Genomic DNA, 19572 nt, shown 5'->3' with positions numbered 1-19572 from the left:
GGGTCCAATTAGAAAATTACACTTATGGAGGCTATACTATGTGTGGATTTGTCGGTGTTTTTAATAAGCATCCATTAACTCAAACCGCAGATCAAGAAGAGCTAATCAAACAAATGAACCAAATGATCGTTCACCGCGGTCCTGACAGCGATGGGTATTATCATGACGAGCACGTCGGATTCGGCTTCAGACGGCTCAGTATTATTGACGTAGAAAACGGCGGACAGCCTTTATCATATGAAGACGAAAAATATTGGATCATTTTTAACGGCGAAATCTATAACTACATTGAATTGAGAGAAGAGCTTGAAGCGAAAGGCTACACTTTCAATACAGATTCCGATACTGAAGTGCTCCTTGCGACATACCGTCATTATAAAGAAGAAGCCGCTTCAAAGCTTCGCGGAATGTTTGCGTTTTTAATCTGGAACAAAGCTGACCGCGTTATGTACGGCGCGAGAGACCCGTTCGGCATTAAGCCGCTGTATTACACAACCATCGGGGACAAAGTATATTTTGCATCTGAAAGAAAAAGTTTAATGGCCGCTCAAAACGGCATTGATCTTGATACAGCTTCTTTACAGCAATATATGTCTTTCCAATTCGTTCCTGAACCGAGCACGCTTGACGCTGAAGTGAAAAAAGTCGAGCCGGGCAGCCAGTTTACGATCCGCCCGGAAGGCGACATCGCGTTTAAAACATATTTTAAAGCGAACTTTAAGCCTGTTCAGTCTGATGAAGATAAATTGGTGAAAGAAGTCAGAGACGCAATCTTTGACTCTGTCAAAGTTCACATGAGAAGTGACGTTCCTGTCGGTTCGTTTCTATCCGGAGGTATCGACTCCTCTTTTATCGTCTCAGTTGCGAAAGAATTTCACCCGAGCCTTAAAACATTTTCCGTCGGTTTTGAGCAGCGGGGCTTCAGTGAGGTTGACGTAGCGAAGGAAACGGCTGCCGCGCTCGGGATTGAAAACATCAGCAAAGTCATTTCTCCTGAGGAGTATATGAACGAGCTTCCGAAAATCGTCTGGCACTTTGATGACCCGCTTGCAGATCCGGCGGCGATTCCTTTGTACTTTGTCGCAAAAGAAGCGAAAAAACATGTAACGGTCGCGTTATCCGGGGAAGGCGCGGACGAGCTGTTCGGCGGGTACAATATTTACCGCGAACCGCTTTCGCTTAAACCGTTTGAACGCATTCCGTCCGGTCTAAAAAAAATGCTTCTTCATGTGGCGTCCGTCATGCCTGAAGGAATGAGAGGGAAAAGCCTCTTAGTCCGCGGCTGCACACCGCTTGAGGAGCGTTATATCGGTAATGCGAAGATTTTTGAAGAGCCCGTGAAAAAACAGCTGCTCAAACATTACAATCCAGAGCTTTCATACCGTGATGTCACGAAGCCGTACTTTACGGAAAGCCGTTCATACAGCGACATTAATAAAATGCAGTATGTTGACATCCATACGTGGATGCGCGGCGACATCCTGTTAAAGGCTGACAAAATGACGATGGCCAACTCATTGGAACTGCGCGTGCCGTTCCTTGATAAAGTCGTGTTTGACGTGGCTTCTAAAATTCCGGATGAACTGAAAACGAAAAACGGCACGACGAAATACCTTCTGCGCAAAGCTGCTGAAGGGGTAGTGCCTGATCATGTGCTTAACCGCAAAAAACTCGGCTTCCCTGTGCCGATCCGCCACTGGCTGAAAAATGAAATGAACGAATGGGTTCGCAACATCATTCGTGAAAGTGAAACAGATGCTTATATTGAAAAGGATTATGTCCTTCAGCTTCTAGAAGATCATTGTGCCGACAGAGCGGACAACAGCCGCAAAATCTGGACCGTGCTGATCTTCATGATCTGGCACAGCATCAATGTTGAAAAAAGACTGGTGCCGGAAGAGCTGAATCATCAGCCGAAAGAAGTCATTTTCGTTTAATCCAAAAGGCTTTCGATGTTATCGAAAGCCTTTTTTCTATTGTTTTTTTGTAAACCGTCTATTCCGCTCTGTTTTCGACAAAGTATTACGCAATATTCAGAAAAAGGTTATAATAGGACTAATCGGGTAGATTCCGGAAAGTGTTTTCTGGCTATTTCGTCTCGGTTTGTTGTTTCTTTGTCAAAATCAGGGGGAGGGAGAGTTATGCAAAACAAAGAAAAAACGCTTCACCGCGGCTTGGAAGAGCGGCATATCTCGCTTATGTCGTTGGGCGCCGCGATTGGAGTCGGGCTGTTTCTCGGGTCGGCTTCTGCCATAAAGCTTGCCGGGCCGGGGATTTTAGCCGCTTACGCCTGCAGCGGACTGATTATGTTTTTTATTATGCGGGCATTAGGGGAAATGGCGATTCAAAAGCCTGTAGCCGGCTCATTCAGCCGGTATGCCAGAGATTATCTCGGTCCGCTTGCCGGGTTTTTAACAGGCTGGAATTATTGGTTTTTATGGGTGGTTACCTGCATGGCGGAAATCACCGCGGTCGGCATTTATATGGGCTACTGGTTCCCTGACGTGCCGTCATGGATCTGGGCGCTTTGTGCACTCGTCATTATGACGGCTGTCAACTTTCTGGCGGTCAAAGCGTACGGTGAGCTTGAATTCTGGTTTGCGCTCATTAAAGTCTTGGCGATTCTGTCAATGATCGCGATCGGTCTGGTGATGATCGTATTCGGTCTCGGAAACGGAGGCGTTGCGCTCGGAATCAGCAATTTATGGAGCCACGGCGGCTTTTTCCCGAATGGGATTAAAGGGGTGCTGCTGTCGCTTCAAATGGTCATGTTTGCCTATCTCGGGATTGAGCTGATCGGTGTCACAGCCGGTGAGGTCAAAAATCCGGAAAAATCACTGGCGCGGGCCATAGATACTGTTTTTTGGCGCATTCTCATTTTTTACGTCGGAGCTTTGTTTGTCATTATGTCAATTTATCCGTGGCAGGAAATCGGTTCAGGCGGAAGCCCGTTTGTTTTGACATTTGAAAAAATCGGAATCCCCGCTGCAGCCGGAATCATTAATTTTGTCGTATTGACGGCGGCTCTTTCTTCCTGCAACAGCGGGATCTTCAGCACGGGGCGCATGCTGTTCAATCTGGCGGAGCAAAATGAAGCGCCTAAAGCATACGGTACGGTCACAAAAGGCGGTGTGCCGGGAAAAGCGGTATTGGTTTCAGCGGGCGCGTTGTGCATCGGCGTTTTGCTGAACTACGTGGTGCCGGCGAAAGTGTTTACGTGGGTGACGAGCATTGCGACGTTCGGGGCGATTTGGACATGGTCGATTATTTTGCTTTCCCAAATGAAATACCGTAAAAGCTTACAGCCGGAACAACGGAAAAAACTGAAATATAAAATGCCTTTATACCCCTTTTCCTCATATATCTCGCTGGCATTTCTCGCTTTTGTCGTTGTGCTGATGGCTTTTGATGCAGAGACCAGGGTGGCCGTCATCATCGGTCCTGTCTGGTTCGGCATATTATTAGCCGCCTATTACGGGAAAGGTTTCCATAAAAGAAAAGACATAGGTCTGGAAAACGGACAGACATTCGCCGAAAAAGCGTAAAAAAAGAGCCCGGGACATGGGCTCTTTTTTTCATAGGATCGGGCCGGCGGGGGAAGAATAAAACAAATTCCTGAACATTTTGCTTCTGTTTCCTGACAATCGGGAGAATGCAAATGGTTTTTACTTAAATAATATTTTGAAAAATGGTACAGTAGTAAAAACAAAGCTGATCTATTTTTATTTCTTTTGCAGTGTTTTATAATATCGGCCTTTTTCAACATATTCCGTTCTGATTCTTTCCATGTCCTGTATGTCTTCTTCTGTCAGCCGGCGGATAACCTTTGCGGGCCGGCCGAACGCAAGACAGCCGGGAGGAATGGTTTTGCCCGGAGGAACGAGACTTCCGGCGCCGATAAACGCGCCTTCTCCGATTTCCGCCCCGTCAAGAATGACGGAGCCCATACCGATTAAAGCATTCTTTTTGATGATTGCGCTGTGCAGTGTAACCTGATGGCCGATCGTGACGTCATCTTCAATAAGAAGCGGGCGGTTCGGACTTTGATGCAGACAGCTCAAGTCCTGTATGCTGACTCTTTTTCCGATCCTTGTCGGCGCAACATCCCCCCGGATGACGGCCGAGAACCAGATGCTTGATTGTTCTCCGATCACGACGTCGCCCGTAATGACGGCGTTATCCGCAATGAACGCTTCAGGATGTATGTCAGGCGTAAATTGTTTATAAGGGTAGATTATCATGTCTCATCCTTCTTTCTCTAAATTTATGTAAGAGGTGAACTGCATGTGGACTTGGAAAGCAGACAGGCCCGTCGGTACCATTGTCATTATCCACGGGGCGAGCGAATACCACGGGCGTTATAAATGGCTCGTTGAAATGTGGAGATCTTCCGGATATAACGTGGTGATGGGCGATTTGCCCGGTCAGGGAACGTCGACCCGCGCCAGAGGGCATATTCGCTCTTTCCAAGAATACATTGATGAAGTAGATATATGGATTGATAAAGCGAGAACGCTTGAAGCGCCCGTTTTCCTTTTGGGCCACAGCATGGGCGGACTGATTGCGATAGAATGGTTTAAGCAGCAGAGAAATCCCCGCATTACGGCACTCATTTTATCATCACCTTGTCTGGGTCTGCAAATAAAAGTCAATAAAGTCCTTGATTTTGCGTCTAAAGGACTGAACGTCCTCGCTCCGTCCCTCAGAGTGGATTCCGGCTTATCACCTGATATGGCAACGAGGAATGCGGATATGATTGAAGCGGATCAAAACGACTCTTTATATGTCACGAAGGTATCCGTAAGATGGTACAGAGAGCTTTTAAAAACCATTGATGCCGCTATGGTGCCGACTGATGCGTTTTTAAAGGTGCCGCTTTTGCTTATGCAGGGCGGTGATGACAAAATCGTCGATAAAATGAAGGTCCGCAAATGGTTTTCCGGTGTGGCTTCCCATAATAAATCGTACCGGGAATGGGAAGGGCTTTATCATGAAATTTTTAATGAACCGGAAAGAGAAACTGTGTTTAAGGCGGCAAAAGCCTTTACAGATCAGTATATTTGAATTCGCTGGGGGTGCATATGTTGACAGTACCGGAACATCCTTTTAACCTTATGGCAAAAGTGTATCGGGAAATTTTTCCGCTCGTTCATCAGGAATTGAACATGTGGCGGGAAAAATCAGATTCCATTAAAAATACCGAACTGCGGCAGCAGGCGGCCGCAAGTATCCGCGATAAATCGTTTCATTGTGAAGGCGGCGGCATTTTAGCCCTGCTTTCGGGAGAGCAGAAACAGAAATGCGTGCAATTTATCATCGCGTATCAGACAATCAGTGATTATCTGGACAATCTGTGCGACCGCAGCACCTCGCTTGATCCCGAGGACTTCCGCATGCTTCATCTCTCCATGCGTGACGCGCTGACGGTCGGTGCCGAGGTGAGGCCGTACTATCAGTACAGAGAGGAGCGGGATGACGGCGGTTATCTTCATGAGCTGGTCAGAACATGCCAGCGGGTGCTCGGGTCAATAGAACATTACGGTATCATTAAACCTTATTTGCTTGAGCTATGTGATTATTATTGCGATCTTCAGGTTCATAAGCATGTCGTTGAGCATGAACGCGTTCCGAGGCTTAAAGGCTGGTTTGAGCAGTACCGGTCACAGCTTCCGGAAATGGAGTGGTTTGAATTCTCGGCCTGCGCCGGATCGACGTTAGGCATTTTCTGTCTCGTTGCTTACTCATTCCAGCCTGATTTTAACGAACATACCGCTGAGAAAATCCGCAGCAGTTATTTTCCGTACATACAAGGGCTGCATATACTGCTTGATTATTTAATTGACCAGGAAGAGGATCTGCTTGAAGGCGATCTGAATTTCTGTACGTATTATCAGTCTCATGAAGAAATGATGCAGAGACTGCAGCATTTTATTGAAAAAGCGGATGAACATTTGCAAGGCATTCCGCATGAAAATTTTCACCGGCTGATCAACAGGGGGCTGCTCGGCGTCTATTTATCCGATGACAAAGTCGCCGGCCAAAAAGAAATGGGCCGCCTCGCGCGAAAGCTGATCAGGGCAAGCGGAAAAACGTCATTTTTCTTTTATATCAACGGAAGAGCCTACCGCAAATTTCAGAAGATGGCTTGGACGAAAAGTTCGTAATGGGTGAACTGCGCCTCTCGTGTACATCATGACGGCGCAGTTTTTTATTTATGACGTGAAGTATGAAATGAAACATTGTTTGCGCCTGCAGAATATGATACTTTAATTTTATGAAAAAATTAAAGTATTTAGCGGCTATAGCATTACTTTCCATTTCCGGAGGCTGCTCCGTCATCCATGCTTCCGCCGGCTATCATCCTGTCTTGATAGCGCACAGGGGCTCTTCTGCGATTGAGCCGGAACATACAGCTTTGTCTTATACACGTGCGATTAAAGACAAAGCAGATTATATTGAGATAGACTTACGGGAGACGAAGGATGGCCATCTGATTGCAATTCACGATAAAACGGTAGATCGGACAACAGATGGTAAAGGGATGACAGATGATCTGTCTTTGGCTCAGATTAAGAAACTGAATGCGGGAAAAGGAGAAAAGATTTTAACATTAGAAGAAATCATACAGAAATTCGGACAAACTGCCAATTACTATATTGAGACAAGAGAAAGCAACGGCAGCCTGGTGATGGAAAAGAAACTGATTGACATATTACAAAAACATAAGCTGATTTCCAGCCATAAAGCAGTCATTGAGTCTTTTAGCGGGAAGAGCTTAAAGAAAGTTCGATCTATGAATAAAAAAGTTCCTCTTGTCCGATTATTAAAAGATAACGAGGCTGAGGAGATAAATGATAAGCAGCTGCAAACCATCAGAACGTATGCTGATACAGTCGGGCTCAACGCCAAATTGGCAAATGAAGCAGTCGTGAAGCGCATTCATCACAATAAGATGAAAGTGCACGTGTTTTTTGATAAGGAAGACGAGCATACGCTGACGCCTATTATGCTGAAACAAAAAGCAGATGGTGTCTTTACAAACAATCCCGCTTATACACGCGGCGTGCTGCAAAACAGTAAATAAAAAGAGACATGCGCATTTTACGCTGTCTCTTTTTTTAACGGTTTCTTTTTTGCCGCAAGGTGCATTGCGAATTTGCCGATCAGCCCGATGACAAAAAATGCAGCAAACCACCAGTAATAGGTTTTCGCGAACTCAAATCCTAAATGTCTTGATAAAATGATGACGAACATCACATAGGGAACACTTGAAAATATGATGCGAAGAATATTCAAACTGCCGCTCCTCCCAGATGTTACACTTAAAAGATGTGCTTTTTTCCATTATTTCATAGTAATTGATTTTTCTTGAAAAGTAAACACAAAAAGAGTCGGCCCGCTTATGACAGGCCGATTCTTTATTTGCCGGCAGATTTCTTTTCAATCGCTATAATAAACGGCGGGTCGTTTTGCTGGTTGAGAAAGCCGTAGCTCAGCACGCGCGCTTTTTCCTGATCAAGATTGCTGCAGTACTCCAGTAATGCACTTTTTTCCGTCTTGCCTTCAGGATGCCCGTGGTACACAACGAGAACGATCAGCCCGTTCTCCTTCAGCAGTTCAAGGAGCTGTTCGATCGCGGAAATGGTTGAGTGACCGTTTGTCGTAATGCTTTTATCGCCGCCGGGCAGATAGCCGAGATTAAAGACGGCGCAAGCCACACGACCGAGCGCATCTTCAGGCAGCGATGCCTTTATTTGATCATGGCTCTTATGGTGAAGCGTGACGCGCGGGCCGAAGTCGGCACCGAGCCGCTCCTTCGTTTTAGCGAGTGCGTCCGCTTGAATATCAAAAGCATGAACATGTCCTGTCTCACCGACAAGGCCGGCCAGAAAATATGTATCATGTCCGTTGCCCATCGTCGCGTCAACCGTGATATCACCTTCCTGTGCGGCGGACTTCAGCAATTCTTTACTGAAAGGGAGGATGTGCATCAAGGTCATAGGGCGGTCTCCTCCCCGATCTTTCTGAAGAGCTTCCCTTGATAGCTTCCCCGTGTTTCCAGCTCTTTTTGAATGGCGCCCAGTACTTCCCACTTATTGACGCTCCACATCGGTCCGACCATTAATTCGATCGGCCCGTCTCCCGTAATGCGGTGAACAATCATTTCCGGGGGAATGATTTCGAGCTGATCACATACAAGACTTACATATTCTTCTTGAGAAAGGAACTCCAGCTTTCCTTTTTCATATTGCTTCACCATCGGTGTGCCTTTTAATAAGTGAAGCAGGTGAATTTTAATGCCTTGCACATCCAAATCAGCGACGGCTTTGGCCGTCTCCATCATCATGTCCCTGTTTTCAAGCGGAAGCCCGTTAATGATATGGGAACAAACGCGGATGCCGTGTTTTCTCAGTTTATTGACACCCTCAACATAGCAGTCAAAGTCATGGGCGCGGTTGATCAGAAGGGCGGTCCGCTCATGCACGGTCTGCAGCCCGAGTTCAACCCATAAATAGGTCCGCTCATTCAGTTCGGCCAAATATTCCACGACATCGTCCGGCAGGCAGTCCGGACGGGTCGCGATCGACATGCCGACAACGCCGTCAAGCTTGAGGACGGATTCAAATTTTTCACGCAGCTCCTCTACCGGGGCATGCGTATTCGTGAACGCTTGGAAATATGCGATATATTTGCCGTCTTTCCACTTTTCGTGCATACGGTTTTTGATATCGTGAAATTGCGTGAGTAAGTCATCGGCCCGATTGCCGGCAAAATCGCCGGAGCCCGCCGCGCTGCAGAATGTGCAGCCTCCGTGTGCAACCGTGCCGTCCCGATTCGGGCAGTCAAAACCGCCGTCAAGCGCGACTTTAAACACTTTATGTCCGAAATGCTCCCGCAGATGATAATTTAATGTATGGTACCGTTTTTCCGTATTTGAATAAGGAAAAGGGTTATTCTCGTTCAATGTTCAAAAAGCCTCCCTCACATCAGATGCATCCTAAAATTGTAGCATGAATGATGGTGCGGAACAATGAAACAATTATGGAACGGTCAAGACGTAATATCTACCTGGTTTTTCTGTTGTTGTTTTAAACGTTTTGGAGAAATATCACTGAACAATGCAAAAATAATTCCTAAAATAAGAATTACACTGCCTACTTTGAATGTATTATTAAAACTATCACTTATTTTTTCATTATATAAATTTGAAATTTTTTTCTGGATAGCGATAACTTCCTTCTTTTGAATATTGAAACCTTTTTGTACCTTTTCTTTATACGGATCCGGAGTTATAGAAAGAATTTCTTCCTCTTTTTTGTTTAATTCAGCAATACTTTTTCTTCGATCGAAACCTTTACTGTCTGAATGCTTTAAGTGTGTTATTATCTCGTTCTTTGCATTTTTATCAAAAACCTGGTTGTTTTCAACGATTTTTATGGCTTCTTTTTTTGCAGAAGCTGCGTGATCATTTATGTTCATTGTAAGCACAGATGTAAGTATGGCAATGCCTAGCGCTTGTCCAACTGTCCGCATCATATTAAGAATACCTGAGGCAATTCCTACTTTCTCAGGAGGAATAAGCCGTATCCCTGAACTCATTGCTGGTCCTATTACAAGCCCTAAAGCTAAGCCGGTCAAACATAACAGAATAATTACTGACGTTATAGAACTGTCGTATCGTATGTATCCATATAAATATGTTGTGATTGTTAAACCGAGCATACCTAGACCCGAAAGCCAAATGCCCCCGAGTTTATCAGATAGCTTTCCAGAAAGTACAGAGGTAAACATAGATGATAGAGCTAATGTAGAAACAATTAACCCCGCTTCTAATTCAGTTTTTCCCATTAAATTCGTGAGGAGTAAAGTAATAATAAGGGTGCCGCTTGTTAATCCAAGGCCCTGCATAAAGAGGGTGAAAGAACTGAAACTAAACGTACGTATCTTCAGCATGGATAAGGGAATCATCGGGTTTTTAATTTTAGATTCAATAAAGAAAAACAAACAGAATAATAATACAGAGATTACAAAAAGAGAGATAATTACTGGTGATGACCAGCCTAAGTCAGATACTTTTGCAAAGCCAAAGGTTAAACAGAAGAGAGCTCCGGATAAAATAAGAATCCCCATGTAATCAATTTTTTTGCTCACTGTTTCATCATAACTCTCAGTAATAAAAAATGCTGCTAAAAACAGAGAAATCAGACCTAAAGGAATATTTATGAAGAAGATAGCTTGCCAATTAAAATTTTCAGTTAATAATCCTCCAAGTACAGGTCCTAAAGTAGCTGCTAATCCTGAGAAAGCACCCCAGATTCCAATGATCATTCCTTTTTTATTTTGAGGTACGATAGCTAAAGCTATAGGCATTGTAACAGGTACAATGAAAGCAGCAGATAATCCCTGAATCACTCTAATTGTGACAAGCATTTCAATTGAAGTGCTCAAACAGGCAATAACTGATGTCAAAATAAAAAGTGCTAATCCAAATATAAAAGCTTTTTTTCTCCCAAAATGGTCTGCCAGCTTTGATGCACCTACTAATAAAACCGCAAAAGCTAAAGTATAACCTGTAGCCACCCAAGCTACTTGAGAAAGGTTACTCGAAAAATAATCCAGCATCTTAGGTAAGGCAATATTTACTATAGTGGTGTCCATTACCGAAATGAATGTACCTAATAATAATGCAGATAACATAATTAATTTTTTGAAATTCAAAACTACAACCTCCATTAGATATTAATCTAAAATTTAATTCGATATTTATCTAAAAACATGATAAGTGTAATCTTAAGAGGTGTCAATATTATTCATAAATTGTTTTTTTTTCATCCACTTATCTCAAAATCATATTTATAATTCAACAATTTTGTAACTTGAAATAACTCAATAAGAGCTAAAATTGACCTGTAAACTAGCTGAGATGATTAAGGATTTCTGAAGAGTGTGACATGAGGAGAACACTTAGCATGAGGTGAGGCAAGCCTAATAAGTCTAGAACTGCTATGATAATGCTCAGTCAGGTATGTGCTTAAAGGAAAATACCTTAAAATTAGAAATGAATATTCTTTGAAAGTTCCCTTTTGATTGATAATATTAAAAATGTAAAATGTCTGGCATGAAGATAGTACAACGTTTTCCTTGTGGAAAAAGACTTTATGGGGTGTGAAAAAGTGCGGTTAATAATTAATGACAGTGTTTCAGAATTCTTTGACAAGATATCCTCTATTCTATTCTTAAAACACGAGGAATTCTTCAACGATTATACAACCAAATTGGGGTTGAATTTAGATAATGAATATTTTGTATTACTAGATGATCTTAAAAGAATAAAAGAGTTAGATAGTGAGTTTTTACATTTTTATTTTGGCAGCTTTTGCGACTACAAAGATATTAGGAATGCAAATATTTTTTGTTTAGCCACAACCTTTTTTAAAATACCACAAATTTATACGAAAGATTTTTTTGAAATTATTAATTATTTGTCTGCAGTTACAGAAGAAGAGATAAGAAAAAATATTTTAGAGTCTCTAATTTATTTACAAGGAGATCTTAAAACCGAAACATCTACCCAACAGTATTTAAATGATAGGGAAAGTTTATTTGAGCTGCTTAATAATCTAAATATAAAGCCCGAATTCAAGTGGATCATATTTCAGGTAATGAAATCTCCTAAAACTTATGTAGATCAATTTTGCAATAAATTAATGTTGGTGAATGGTTATCTTAACGATGCGATTTATAATTTAATTAAATTTAGAGATGAGTGGATGAATCAATTAAAAAACATAAATATGGATTTTCCAAAAAAGATAATCAGTACGTTAAAAGGTAAGGAATACTTATCTTGTAATTATATTAATATATATCCAACACTTTTACCTTACACTGCAACTATTACGAAAAGTGAAGATAACATTTATGTTGGACTGGGTTATAAAGTTGATAAAATTTTTGAAAATACATTAGAGAAAGCAGAGATTAATCACATCATTGATTTTTTGAAGCTTTTATCGGATAAAAGTAAGTTCAAGATATTAATCTTACTTAGTCATAAAAAAATGTATGCTAATGAGATTGCTGAACAGCTAAATTTAACCAACGCAACCATTTCACACCATATGAGAATTTTGACATTGCAAGGTTTAGTTGAGAGTACGAGAATTCAAAATAAAACATACTATTATCTTAATTCTTCAAAATTCGATTCTCTTTTGAACGGTTTGTTGAAAAAATTTAAAGCTGTTCCAGGCTTAGATGGGGATGATTAAAAAAGGTTGTGGTTTTATAACCTTGGTGTTAGTTTCGGGATGATAATTAAAGCTAATAAAAACAGAACGTCTAATGAATTGGAGACCCTAAAAAATCTGATGAATCCTGGGTGTTTTACACAAAAAAGATAATTTGATGGTGAACAATTTAAAGCGAACCGAAGATCTTGTGAGTGATGTGGAAAAATTTTAATGTTTTTAATAAAAGAAGAATTAAGTTATCGTTCTAAAATGAAGGATTTTTATAAAGAGTTCATTCTGTCTTGATTAAATTATACATTTAATCGTATTTTATACCGTTTCTGTCTTGTGTATGAATTACCTGATATTTCTTGTGAGAATTTATTTGGAATAAGAAATACTATTGATATGACATTATCAATAGGAGGACTGTTTAATGGCAACAAGACAATCAGTAGATGAACATCTCCAAAGAAGCGAACAGGCGTATGAATTTGCGAATGAACAATTTATGACCGCTTCGAAACAAGAGCATTATAATGATAATGAGTACAGTGAAGCGCAAATGATGCTTGAAAACGCGGTGAATGAATTAAACAAGCTGTCATTATCTGCGAATGATCAGCAAAGAGAGCAGCTTTACCGAATGAGATTGCAGCTGCAGACCTTGCAAAACAATATGATTTTGCAGCGTAATTTTGATTACTGACCGCGCCGTTTCAAATGGTTCAGCAAACCTGCCGGAATCCCGGCGGGTTTTTTTGTATTTCTTTTAAAAAAGAATTGACAATAGGCCTGAGTGTGTTTATTGTATTACGTGTACTACTTGATGTAATACACATAAAACACTCAAAAAATGAAATCGACATATAAATGTTAAGCATAGGGAAGGGGAACTTTCATGAAAAACAAAAGATCCGTAAAACAAGATGTGCCTCTTATTATCGCCGCCTCGGTTTTGGCCAGCAGTCTGTTTGCCGTTCTTGTCGTCATCGGATTTCAATGGCAGAACATTTAAAGAAAGAGAGCAGCTCGTAAAAGAAAGAAGGGAAGTAAATGATTCAAATCGATCCGAGAAGCTCAACTCCGATTTATGAGCAGATCATACAGCAACTGAAAGAGCTTTGTTTAAAAGGGATCATGAAGCCGGGGGATAAACTTCCTTCTGTCAGGGAATTGGCAACGATCATTATCGCCAATCCGAACACAGTCAGCAAAGCGTACAAGGAGCTCGAACGCGATGGTGTCATTGAAACGCTGAGGGGAAGAGGAACGTATATATCGGAGAATGCAAAAACGACATTGGTTGAAGGGAAGATGACGATGATAAAAGAGCAATTGAAACAGCTCATCATCGATGCCCATTACGCGGGAGTTGAGCTGGAGAAGCTGCAGGAATGGATAAAGGAAATCAGCGCTGATCTGAAAGGAGGCAAGGATCATGATTGAATTGCGGAATCTCTCAAAAACAATAGACGGTAAAGAAGTGCTCAAGGATATTTCGCTCACCATCGGAAAAGGGGAAATTTTCGGGCTGCTCGGGCGAAACGGATCAGGGAAAACAACGCTGCTCCGGCTCATTCAGCAGATTCTGCTGCCGGATCAAGGGACGGTTTTATTTAATCAGGTGGAAATAAAGCGGCATCCGAAAGTAAAACAGAACATCATTTATATGCCTGTTGAAAATCCTTTTTATGACAAGTATACATATAAACAGCTTGTTGCGATTGTAAGCAGAATCTATCCGAATTTTGATGTGACTTACGCCAATGAGCTGATGAACAGGTACGGCATTCCAGAAACGAAGAAATACCGTGAATTATCGACAGGCCTGAAAAAACAGCTTGCGCTCGTCCTTGCCTTTGCTTCACGTCCGGCTCTTATCCTTTTGGATGAACCGACGGACGGAATTGACGCCGTAACGCGTCATGACGTGCTTCAGCTTATGGTGGATGAAGTGGCTGAACGGGAAACGAGCATTCTGATTACCTCACACCGTTTAGAAGATATTGAGCGAATGTGCAACCGGATCGGGTTTTTGGAAGGAAATCAGCTGACGAATGTGATGGACTTGGATGATATGAAGGAAGAGTACATGAAAATTCAAATGGCATTTGAAGAGGACGTCGCCTTGAAGATCAGAGAACAAAACATACCGATTCTCGACCATGCCGGTGTGTTTTATACGGTGCTGATTCAAAAGAACGATGAAAAGAAAAAGAACTTTCTGCAAGAGCTGCAGCCGAAAGTATGGAACGAACTTCCTGTGAACTTAGAAGAAGTCTTCATCGCGAAGTTTGGAGGGAACCGGAGATGGTAGACAGGGGATTGCTGTACAGAGAATGGGTGCAGAATCGAACTGTTCTTGTGATGGTCGGTATTTTTTTAGCGGCGGTCAATCCATTTGAAGTGTTAAATACCTATCTGGTCTATCAGGGCTGTCTGGATACCCACGGAGCATATTGTAAGTTTTATGTGAATTCTTTGGAGAGCGGAATGCTGAACTTGAACTGGGCGCCCGCTGTCATTTTGGCGGTTTGCTTATTCGGACTGGAGCGTACGAAAGGAACGATTGATGCGCTGTTCAGTCTGCCTTATTCCCGCGCTCAGGTGTTTCACACTAAATTTTGGCTCGGGGCGGCGCTCATTACCGGCGCTCAGGTGATCGGCTACGGGCTGGCTGAGCTGCTCATTCTTCTGTTAAAGCCTGAGCGCGTATATTTCTTTCACCATTACAGCGTCGGAGAGATTATTGTGAGTGTTTTGGCTTTTACATTGGTCGCGAGTGCAGGCTGCTTAACGGGCAATACGTTCGCCCAGCTGTTAACGGCGTTTACCGTGTCGATAGCGCCTTACCTGATTATTACGTTGCCGCTGACAAATGCGGAAGTTATCTTCAGGGTCGGCATGCATGAGCTGATGCCATCAGTCAATGCTTACCTAAACGATTCGTTTCAATATCTGATTCCGATCATGTATGTTAATACGGATTGGGTATCTGCCAGCAAGTATATATTACTCATCCCGGCAGTGATGAGCATTGTATTTTATGCCATCGGGTACTTTTGCTATGTCAGGCAGCCGGTGGAACGGAACGGCCGTTTTTTTCTCTGGAGACAGCTTGACCGGCCCGTTCAGATTGTGGTGATCATAATCGCCGTTCTCGGTTTTGGCCTGGCGGGGTACTCGACGGGACATACGATGACAGGGTATGTGGCCGGGATGCTGGTCGGAGGAGCGATCGGATTTTTGGTCAGTTATTTTGTGATTTATAAAAAAACGAAGCATGTGTAAGAGAGGAGGGCCGGAATGATACCGCGGGGATTGTTGTACACAGAATGGAAGAAAAATCAGTGGTTGTTTTTATGCAGCGGCATTCTTTTAATGGCGGCAAACCCTTTTATGGTTTATAACAACTACTCAACATATCAAGAATGTTTGAATAACCCAGCTCTTCAAGATTGTGAATTCGTTGTCAATTATACGAATGGGTCGCTTCTTTCCTTCAGCTGGATTGTGAGTGTCATCATTGCTGTCTTCTTATTAGGCTTGGAACGGACAAAGGGAACGATGGATGCTTTGTTAAGCATGCCTTACAGCAGAGGCCAAATCTTTCAGACGAAATTCTGGCTCGGCGGGGCAGTCATTGTTGTTCCTCAGGCGATAGGCTATGGAGCGGCGTCATTGCTGATATCTTTACTGAAACCGAGCCATACGTACGATTTTGATCATTTTTCAATCGGAATGATTGTCATCAGTTTTATGGCTTACGCCTTGTTAATGGCATCCGGCGCATTAACGGGACAGATATTCGCCCAGCTGTTAACGGCGTTTACCGTCACGGTTCTGCCCTTTTTACTCATCGGTCTGCCGGCCGCGAATTTGGAGGTCGTTTTCGATTTTAGTGTGGGAGATCAATTTTCTTTTATCAGCAGTTATATCGAATCCCGTCTTTTTATATTTGTAACTCCTATTGGATATGTGTTTAACGACTGGATCAGAGAAAGAGATTTGGTTTTAATCATTCCGATTGTGATGAGCCTAGTCTTTTATCTGATCGGTTACGTCAGCTTTCTGAAACATCCGAATGAACGGAACGGCAGATTCTTTCTTTGGAGAAAATTGGACCGGCCGGTGCAGATCTTGGTGATTGCCTTTGCCGTTATGGGTTTCGGCGTTTTCGGATATGGGGTCACAGACACGATGTTCGGCTATTTAGCCGGCATTATCTTCGGCGCGATTATCGGGTTTTTCATCAGTTATTTTACGGTTTACAGGAAGTCAAAGCATATGTAAATCTGTTTGAAAATGAGCAGTTTGGAGGAAGGCAAGGTGCCGATTAGCGGTTTGCTTTATAAAGAATGGAAGCAGCGGCAGACGCTGCTGCTTCTTACAGCGGGGTTCTTAGCTATTTTAGGCCCTTTGGCAATTATAAATGAGTATTTTCACTATAAGGATTGTTTACGTGCACTTCAGCTGTACCCGGGGTCAGTTTGTACATTCAGCATCGATTACAGCAATTATCAAAATTTGATTGGGCTGCATTTCATTCCTCCGGTTATGATAGGGCTTTTTCTGATAAGAGCAGGCCGGCCTGAAAGGATGTTTACACTGAGTCTTCCGTATTCGAGAAGCCGGATATTTCATACGAAGTTTTTCTTGGGAGCAGCCGTGTTAGCCGGCTCGCAGTTTGTTTCTTACGGATTATCTGACATGTTGTTTCTAGCGCTTAAACCTGACGCTGTCCATCATTTTCAATCATTCAGCGCAGGGATGCTGGTCATCAGCTTGATGATTTATGCATTAATGACAGCTGCCGGCACGATAACGGGCAATTTAGCGGCGCAGCTGATCACGGCGTTCACGGTTTCCGTCTTTCCGATCGTGGTTATGACGATTTACCTGTTAAACGCTGAGTTCCTTTTTGGCAGGCAGGCTGTGCCGGATATTGATTTCCCTTGGAGCGGATTTCTGATCTATTTCATGCCTGCCGCTTACATCCATACCTCATGGATGTATTACATGAAACACGCATTGTTAATCTCCGCAATTATGGGATTTTGTTTCTATCTATTCGGCTATGCGAATTTCCTGAAAATGCCGAGTGAACGAAGCGGACATTTTATCCTAAGCAAACACATTGAACGCACCATTCAAGTGCTCGTCATGGTGCTCAGTATGCTGGGAAGTGCGGGGGTATGCGGATATGCTTATAACGGTTCGTATACCGGTTACATATTCGGCATGCTTATCGGTGCGGTGATCGGGTTTTTCATCAGTTATTACTTCATCTATAAAAAAACGAAACTTATATAAGGGGGAGTGGTGTACATGATAGAAGTACAGCATATTGATCATTCATTTAAAATCGGCAGGAAAGGCAGAGAGAGTGAGGTTCCGGTATTGAAAGATGTCTCTTTGACCGTTGAAAAAGGGGAAATTGCCTGTATCGTCGGGCGGAGCGGTTCCGGAAAATCAACGCTTCTGAATTTAATTTCCGGATACATAGCGCCGACGAAGGGTCGTATCGTCATTAATGGCACTGATGTGACGGGCTTCAGTGAAAAAGAGTGGGCGCAGTTCCGCCTCGGGCATTTCGGTTTTATTTTTCAAAGTTTTCAGCTCATTCCGAGTCTGACAACCTATGAAAATGTTGAAATGCCGCTTGCCTTAAAAGGCGTCAAACCGTCTGAACGCAAGCAAAAAGTCGCGGACATGCTGAAACGGGTCGGACTTGAGAATCATGCGAATCATTATCCGAATGAGCTGTCAGGCGGCCAGCAGCAGCGTGTCAGTATCGCAAGAGCCCTGATTTTAAATCCGTCGATTATTTTAGCTGATGAGCCGACGGGAAGCCTCGATTCAGAAACGGAGTTTGAGGTGCTTGCGTTAATTCAGCAGCTGAACCGGGAGCGCGGGATTACATTTGTCATCATTACGCATGACGATGAAGTCGCTTCAATCGCGCATTCAAAATTCCAGCTGCATGACGGTGTATTAAAAGGGGGCGTTACTGTTGAGATTTAAGGATCAGATTCACTTTATCAGAAGAAATATGAAGAAAAACCGGCTGCGTGTTTTCATGACGGTGCTGGCAACGACAATGGCGTGCGCGTTTTTGGTCGTGCTGTCGTCCGTCGGATTCGGCATCCAAAAAACGATTACAGACATTACGATGAGCCAGCAGATTGTTACGGAAATCAATGTGCTCGGCCAAGAGAACGGAAAAGCTGTGAAGAAATCAGACTTGGAAAAGTATAAAAATGTCAAGTCTGTCGTTGAAAGAACACAAGTGTATGAACCGAATAAAGCGTCGTTAGGAAACCGAACAAATGAAGATTCAGCCATTGTGCTGACAAACATGAACGATGAAGTCAAAGCCAATATGGAGCTTGATCAGGGAAGGGTCGCCCGTACAGAGAATGAAATCGTGGTCGGCTATGATTTTGCGAAGAACCTATTGACGAAAAAAGAGGCTGACGCTTACGACAAAGAGTTAAAGGATCACCAAGGCGACATGTCGGAGGTGAAAAAACCAAAAGGCTATACGAAAGACCTGCTTAATAAAACGATACAGCTGAGCATCTCCAAAACAAACAAAGACGGAGACGTTGAGAAAACGAAAACGTACGACTTCAAAGTAGTCGGAATTACAAAAAAACCGTCCCAAGATTGGATAGAGGATACAAATATTTTTGTAAGTGATCAATTCAAGAAGGACTTCTCAACATTCTTGGATCTGAAGAATGGAAATGTGGAAAAAAACATCAATGTGTATGCGGACAAATTCGAACATGTCGATCAGCTTACCCATGACCTCACGGATGACGGCTTTTATGTCAGATCTGTCACAACCGAGCTGAAGGGCGTCAATACCTTCTTCCTCGTCTTTAAAATCGGCCTGATCTTTGTCGGCTTTATCGCCGTCGTGATTTCTGCCATCGGTATTTTCAATACGATGACGATGGCGGTGACGGAACGAACGCAGGAAATCGGGATTATGAAAGCGATCGGCGCAAGCCCGTCAATCATCCGCAGAATGTTCCTGATGGAAAGCGCCTATATCGGGATATTAGGTTCTGTCATCGGGATTATCATTTCTTACGGAGTGAGTTTTGCCGTCAATCTGGCTGTGCCGGTTATCTTGAAAGCGGTAGGGGGAAACACCGGAGCTGAAGATCTTCATTATACCTTCTCCTATATCCCGCTCAGCCTCGTTGTGATCGCAGTTGTCATTTGTGCGGGGGTCGCGGTGATTTCCGGTATGAATCCGGCCCGCAAAGCGACAAAAACCAACGTTCTGACTGCATTAAGAAGAGAACTGTAAAGGAAAAAAGCC

General features: G+C 43.1%; 19 protein-coding genes. 14 read left to right on the top strand and 5 right to left on the bottom strand.

Annotated features, from left to right (window positions below; all coding sequences use genetic code 11):
- Window positions 1-38 precede the first annotated feature (38 nt).
- Both asnB and alaP read left to right on the top strand, forming a co-directional pair.
- Entirely contained in the window at window positions 39-1937 is a 1899-nt protein-coding gene (gene asnB, locus G9F75_RS18370; protein ID WP_103526683.1) for an asparagine synthase (glutamine-hydrolyzing), read from the top strand.
- A 204-nt stretch (window positions 1938-2141) separates the two neighbouring features.
- Window positions 2142-3545, top strand: a complete 1404-nt coding sequence (gene alaP, locus G9F75_RS18365; protein WP_017418420.1) for an alanine permease AlaP — start codon at window positions 2142-2144, stop codon at window positions 3543-3545.
- A 177-nt stretch (window positions 3546-3722) separates the two neighbouring features.
- Here the strand turns inward: alaP and G9F75_RS18360 are convergent, their stop codons facing one another.
- The gene (locus G9F75_RS18360; RefSeq protein ID WP_026092272.1) at window positions 3723-4238 is read right to left on the bottom strand and encodes a gamma carbonic anhydrase; all 516 of its coding nucleotides are present in this window, start codon (window positions 4236-4238) and stop codon (window positions 3723-3725) included.
- A gap of 46 nt (window positions 4239-4284) precedes the next feature.
- On the opposite strand from G9F75_RS18360, the gene G9F75_RS18355 reads away from it, so the two are divergent.
- The 3 genes from G9F75_RS18355 to G9F75_RS18345 all read left to right on the top strand — a co-directional run bounded on the left by G9F75_RS18355 (window position 4285) and on the right by G9F75_RS18345 (window position 7084).
- Window positions 4285-5064, top strand: coding sequence for an alpha/beta hydrolase (locus G9F75_RS18355; RefSeq protein WP_003152261.1), 780 nt, complete (start codon window positions 4285-4287; stop codon window positions 5062-5064).
- 20 nt (window positions 5065-5084) lie between these two features.
- Window positions 5085-6164 carry a tetraprenyl-beta-curcumene synthase family protein gene (locus G9F75_RS18350; protein ID WP_038461867.1) on the top strand — a complete coding sequence of 360 codons (1080 nt, stop codon included), beginning with the start codon at window positions 5085-5087 and terminating at the stop codon, window positions 6162-6164.
- Window positions 6165-6274: 110 nt separating this feature from the next.
- Window positions 6275-7084: a glycerophosphodiester phosphodiesterase family protein gene (locus tag G9F75_RS18345; RefSeq protein ID WP_021494494.1), complete on the top strand. Its 810-nt coding sequence runs from the start codon at window positions 6275-6277 to the stop codon at window positions 7082-7084.
- A gap of 17 nt (window positions 7085-7101) precedes the next feature.
- Here the strand turns inward: G9F75_RS18345 and G9F75_RS18340 are convergent, their stop codons facing one another.
- The 4 genes from G9F75_RS18340 to G9F75_RS18325 form a co-directional block, all read right to left on the bottom strand.
- Window positions 7102-7296: a hypothetical protein gene (locus G9F75_RS18340; protein ID WP_003152265.1), complete on the bottom strand. Its 195-nt coding sequence runs from the start codon at window positions 7294-7296 to the stop codon at window positions 7102-7104.
- A 122-nt stretch (window positions 7297-7418) separates the two neighbouring features.
- Entirely contained in the window at window positions 7419-8000 is a 582-nt protein-coding gene (mnmM, locus tag G9F75_RS18335; RefSeq protein ID WP_167409300.1) for a tRNA 5-(aminomethyl)-2-thiouridylate-methyltransferase MnmM, read from the bottom strand.
- Window positions 7997-8965 carry a tRNA modification radical SAM protein MnmL/YtqA gene (gene mnmL / locus G9F75_RS18330; protein WP_007408822.1) on the bottom strand — a complete coding sequence of 323 codons (969 nt, stop codon included), beginning with the start codon at window positions 8963-8965 and terminating at the stop codon, window positions 7997-7999. Before mnmL ends, mnmM begins: the two co-directional genes overlap by 4 nt.
- A gap of 86 nt (window positions 8966-9051) precedes the next feature.
- A complete protein-coding gene (locus G9F75_RS18325) occupies window positions 9052-10719 on the bottom strand; it encodes an MFS transporter (protein ID WP_167409299.1) in 1668 nt (555 codons plus the stop codon).
- A 440-nt stretch (window positions 10720-11159) separates the two neighbouring features.
- On the opposite strand from G9F75_RS18325, the gene G9F75_RS18320 reads away from it, so the two are divergent.
- From G9F75_RS18320 to G9F75_RS18280, 9 genes are all read left to right on the top strand, one after another.
- Window positions 11160-12272 carry an ArsR/SmtB family transcription factor gene (locus G9F75_RS18320; protein WP_167409298.1) on the top strand — a complete coding sequence of 371 codons (1113 nt, stop codon included), beginning with the start codon at window positions 11160-11162 and terminating at the stop codon, window positions 12270-12272.
- 397 nt (window positions 12273-12669) lie between these two features.
- Window positions 12670-12942, top strand: coding sequence for a YtzC family protein (locus G9F75_RS18315; protein ID WP_003152272.1), 273 nt, complete (start codon window positions 12670-12672; stop codon window positions 12940-12942).
- A 347-nt stretch (window positions 12943-13289) separates the two neighbouring features.
- Window positions 13290-13682, top strand: a complete 393-nt coding sequence (gene ytrA / locus G9F75_RS18310; protein WP_014418691.1) for a GntR family transcriptional regulator YtrA — start codon at window positions 13290-13292, stop codon at window positions 13680-13682.
- The gene (locus tag G9F75_RS18305) at window positions 13675-14553 is read left to right on the top strand and encodes an ABC transporter ATP-binding protein (protein WP_003152276.1); all 879 of its coding nucleotides are present in this window, start codon (window positions 13675-13677) and stop codon (window positions 14551-14553) included. Before ytrA ends, G9F75_RS18305 begins: the two co-directional genes overlap by 8 nt.
- Window positions 14547-15527, top strand: a complete 981-nt coding sequence (locus G9F75_RS18300) for an ABC transporter permease subunit (RefSeq protein WP_022553644.1) — start codon at window positions 14547-14549, stop codon at window positions 15525-15527. The genes G9F75_RS18305 and G9F75_RS18300 overlap by 7 nt, the downstream gene beginning before the upstream one ends.
- A gap of 15 nt (window positions 15528-15542) precedes the next feature.
- Window positions 15543-16529: an ABC transporter permease gene (locus tag G9F75_RS18295; protein ID WP_167409297.1), complete on the top strand. Its 987-nt coding sequence runs from the start codon at window positions 15543-15545 to the stop codon at window positions 16527-16529.
- Window positions 16530-16565: 36 nt separating this feature from the next.
- On the top strand, window positions 16566-17549 hold the full coding sequence (locus G9F75_RS18290; RefSeq protein ID WP_167409296.1) for an ABC transporter permease: 984 nt from the start codon (window positions 16566-16568) through the stop codon (window positions 17547-17549).
- A gap of 15 nt (window positions 17550-17564) precedes the next feature.
- Window positions 17565-18260: an ABC transporter ATP-binding protein gene (locus G9F75_RS18285; RefSeq protein WP_167409295.1), complete on the top strand. Its 696-nt coding sequence runs from the start codon at window positions 17565-17567 to the stop codon at window positions 18258-18260.
- Entirely contained in the window at window positions 18250-19560 is a 1311-nt protein-coding gene (locus tag G9F75_RS18280) for an ABC transporter permease (RefSeq protein WP_095061241.1), read from the top strand. Before G9F75_RS18285 ends, G9F75_RS18280 begins: the two co-directional genes overlap by 11 nt.
- Window positions 19561-19572: the final 12 nt, after the last annotated feature.

The sequence above is a fragment of the Bacillus sp. EKM208B genome, assembly GCF_011800725.1.
In the GTDB taxonomy this organism is placed as follows: Bacteria; Bacillota; Bacilli; order Bacillales; family Bacillaceae; genus Bacillus; species Bacillus velezensis.
This window is presented reverse-complemented; position numbering and strand designations above follow the sequence as displayed.

What these genes read in the sequence shown, in the direction of transcription:
- asnB (WP_103526683.1), top strand. Translation starts at nt 39, where the DNA reads ATGTGTGGATTTGTCGGTGTTTTTAATAAGCATCCATTAACTCAAACC.
- alaP (WP_017418420.1), top strand. Translation starts at nt 2,142, where the DNA reads ATGCAAAACAAAGAAAAAACGCTTCACCGCGGCTTGGAAGAGCGGCAT.
- G9F75_RS18355 (WP_003152261.1), top strand. Translation starts at nt 4,285, where the DNA reads ATGTGGACTTGGAAAGCAGACAGGCCCGTCGGTACCATTGTCATTATC.
- G9F75_RS18345 (WP_021494494.1), top strand. Translation starts at nt 6,275, where the DNA reads ATGAAAAAATTAAAGTATTTAGCGGCTATAGCATTACTTTCCATTTCC.
- mnmM (WP_167409300.1), bottom strand. Translation starts at nt 8,000, where the DNA reads ATGACCTTGATGCACATCCTCCCTTTCAGTAAAGAATTGCTGAAGTCC.
- G9F75_RS18320 (WP_167409298.1), top strand. Translation starts at nt 11,160, where the DNA reads ATGGGGTGTGAAAAAGTGCGGTTAATAATTAATGACAGTGTTTCAGAA.
- G9F75_RS18315 (WP_003152272.1), top strand. Translation starts at nt 12,670, where the DNA reads ATGGCAACAAGACAATCAGTAGATGAACATCTCCAAAGAAGCGAACAG.
- ytrA (WP_014418691.1), top strand. Translation starts at nt 13,290, where the DNA reads ATGATTCAAATCGATCCGAGAAGCTCAACTCCGATTTATGAGCAGATC.
- G9F75_RS18305 (WP_003152276.1), top strand. Translation starts at nt 13,675, where the DNA reads ATGATTGAATTGCGGAATCTCTCAAAAACAATAGACGGTAAAGAAGTG.
- G9F75_RS18300 (WP_022553644.1), top strand. Translation starts at nt 14,547, where the DNA reads ATGGTAGACAGGGGATTGCTGTACAGAGAATGGGTGCAGAATCGAACT.
- G9F75_RS18295 (WP_167409297.1), top strand. Translation starts at nt 15,543, where the DNA reads ATGATACCGCGGGGATTGTTGTACACAGAATGGAAGAAAAATCAGTGG.
- G9F75_RS18285 (WP_167409295.1), top strand. Translation starts at nt 17,565, where the DNA reads ATGATAGAAGTACAGCATATTGATCATTCATTTAAAATCGGCAGGAAA.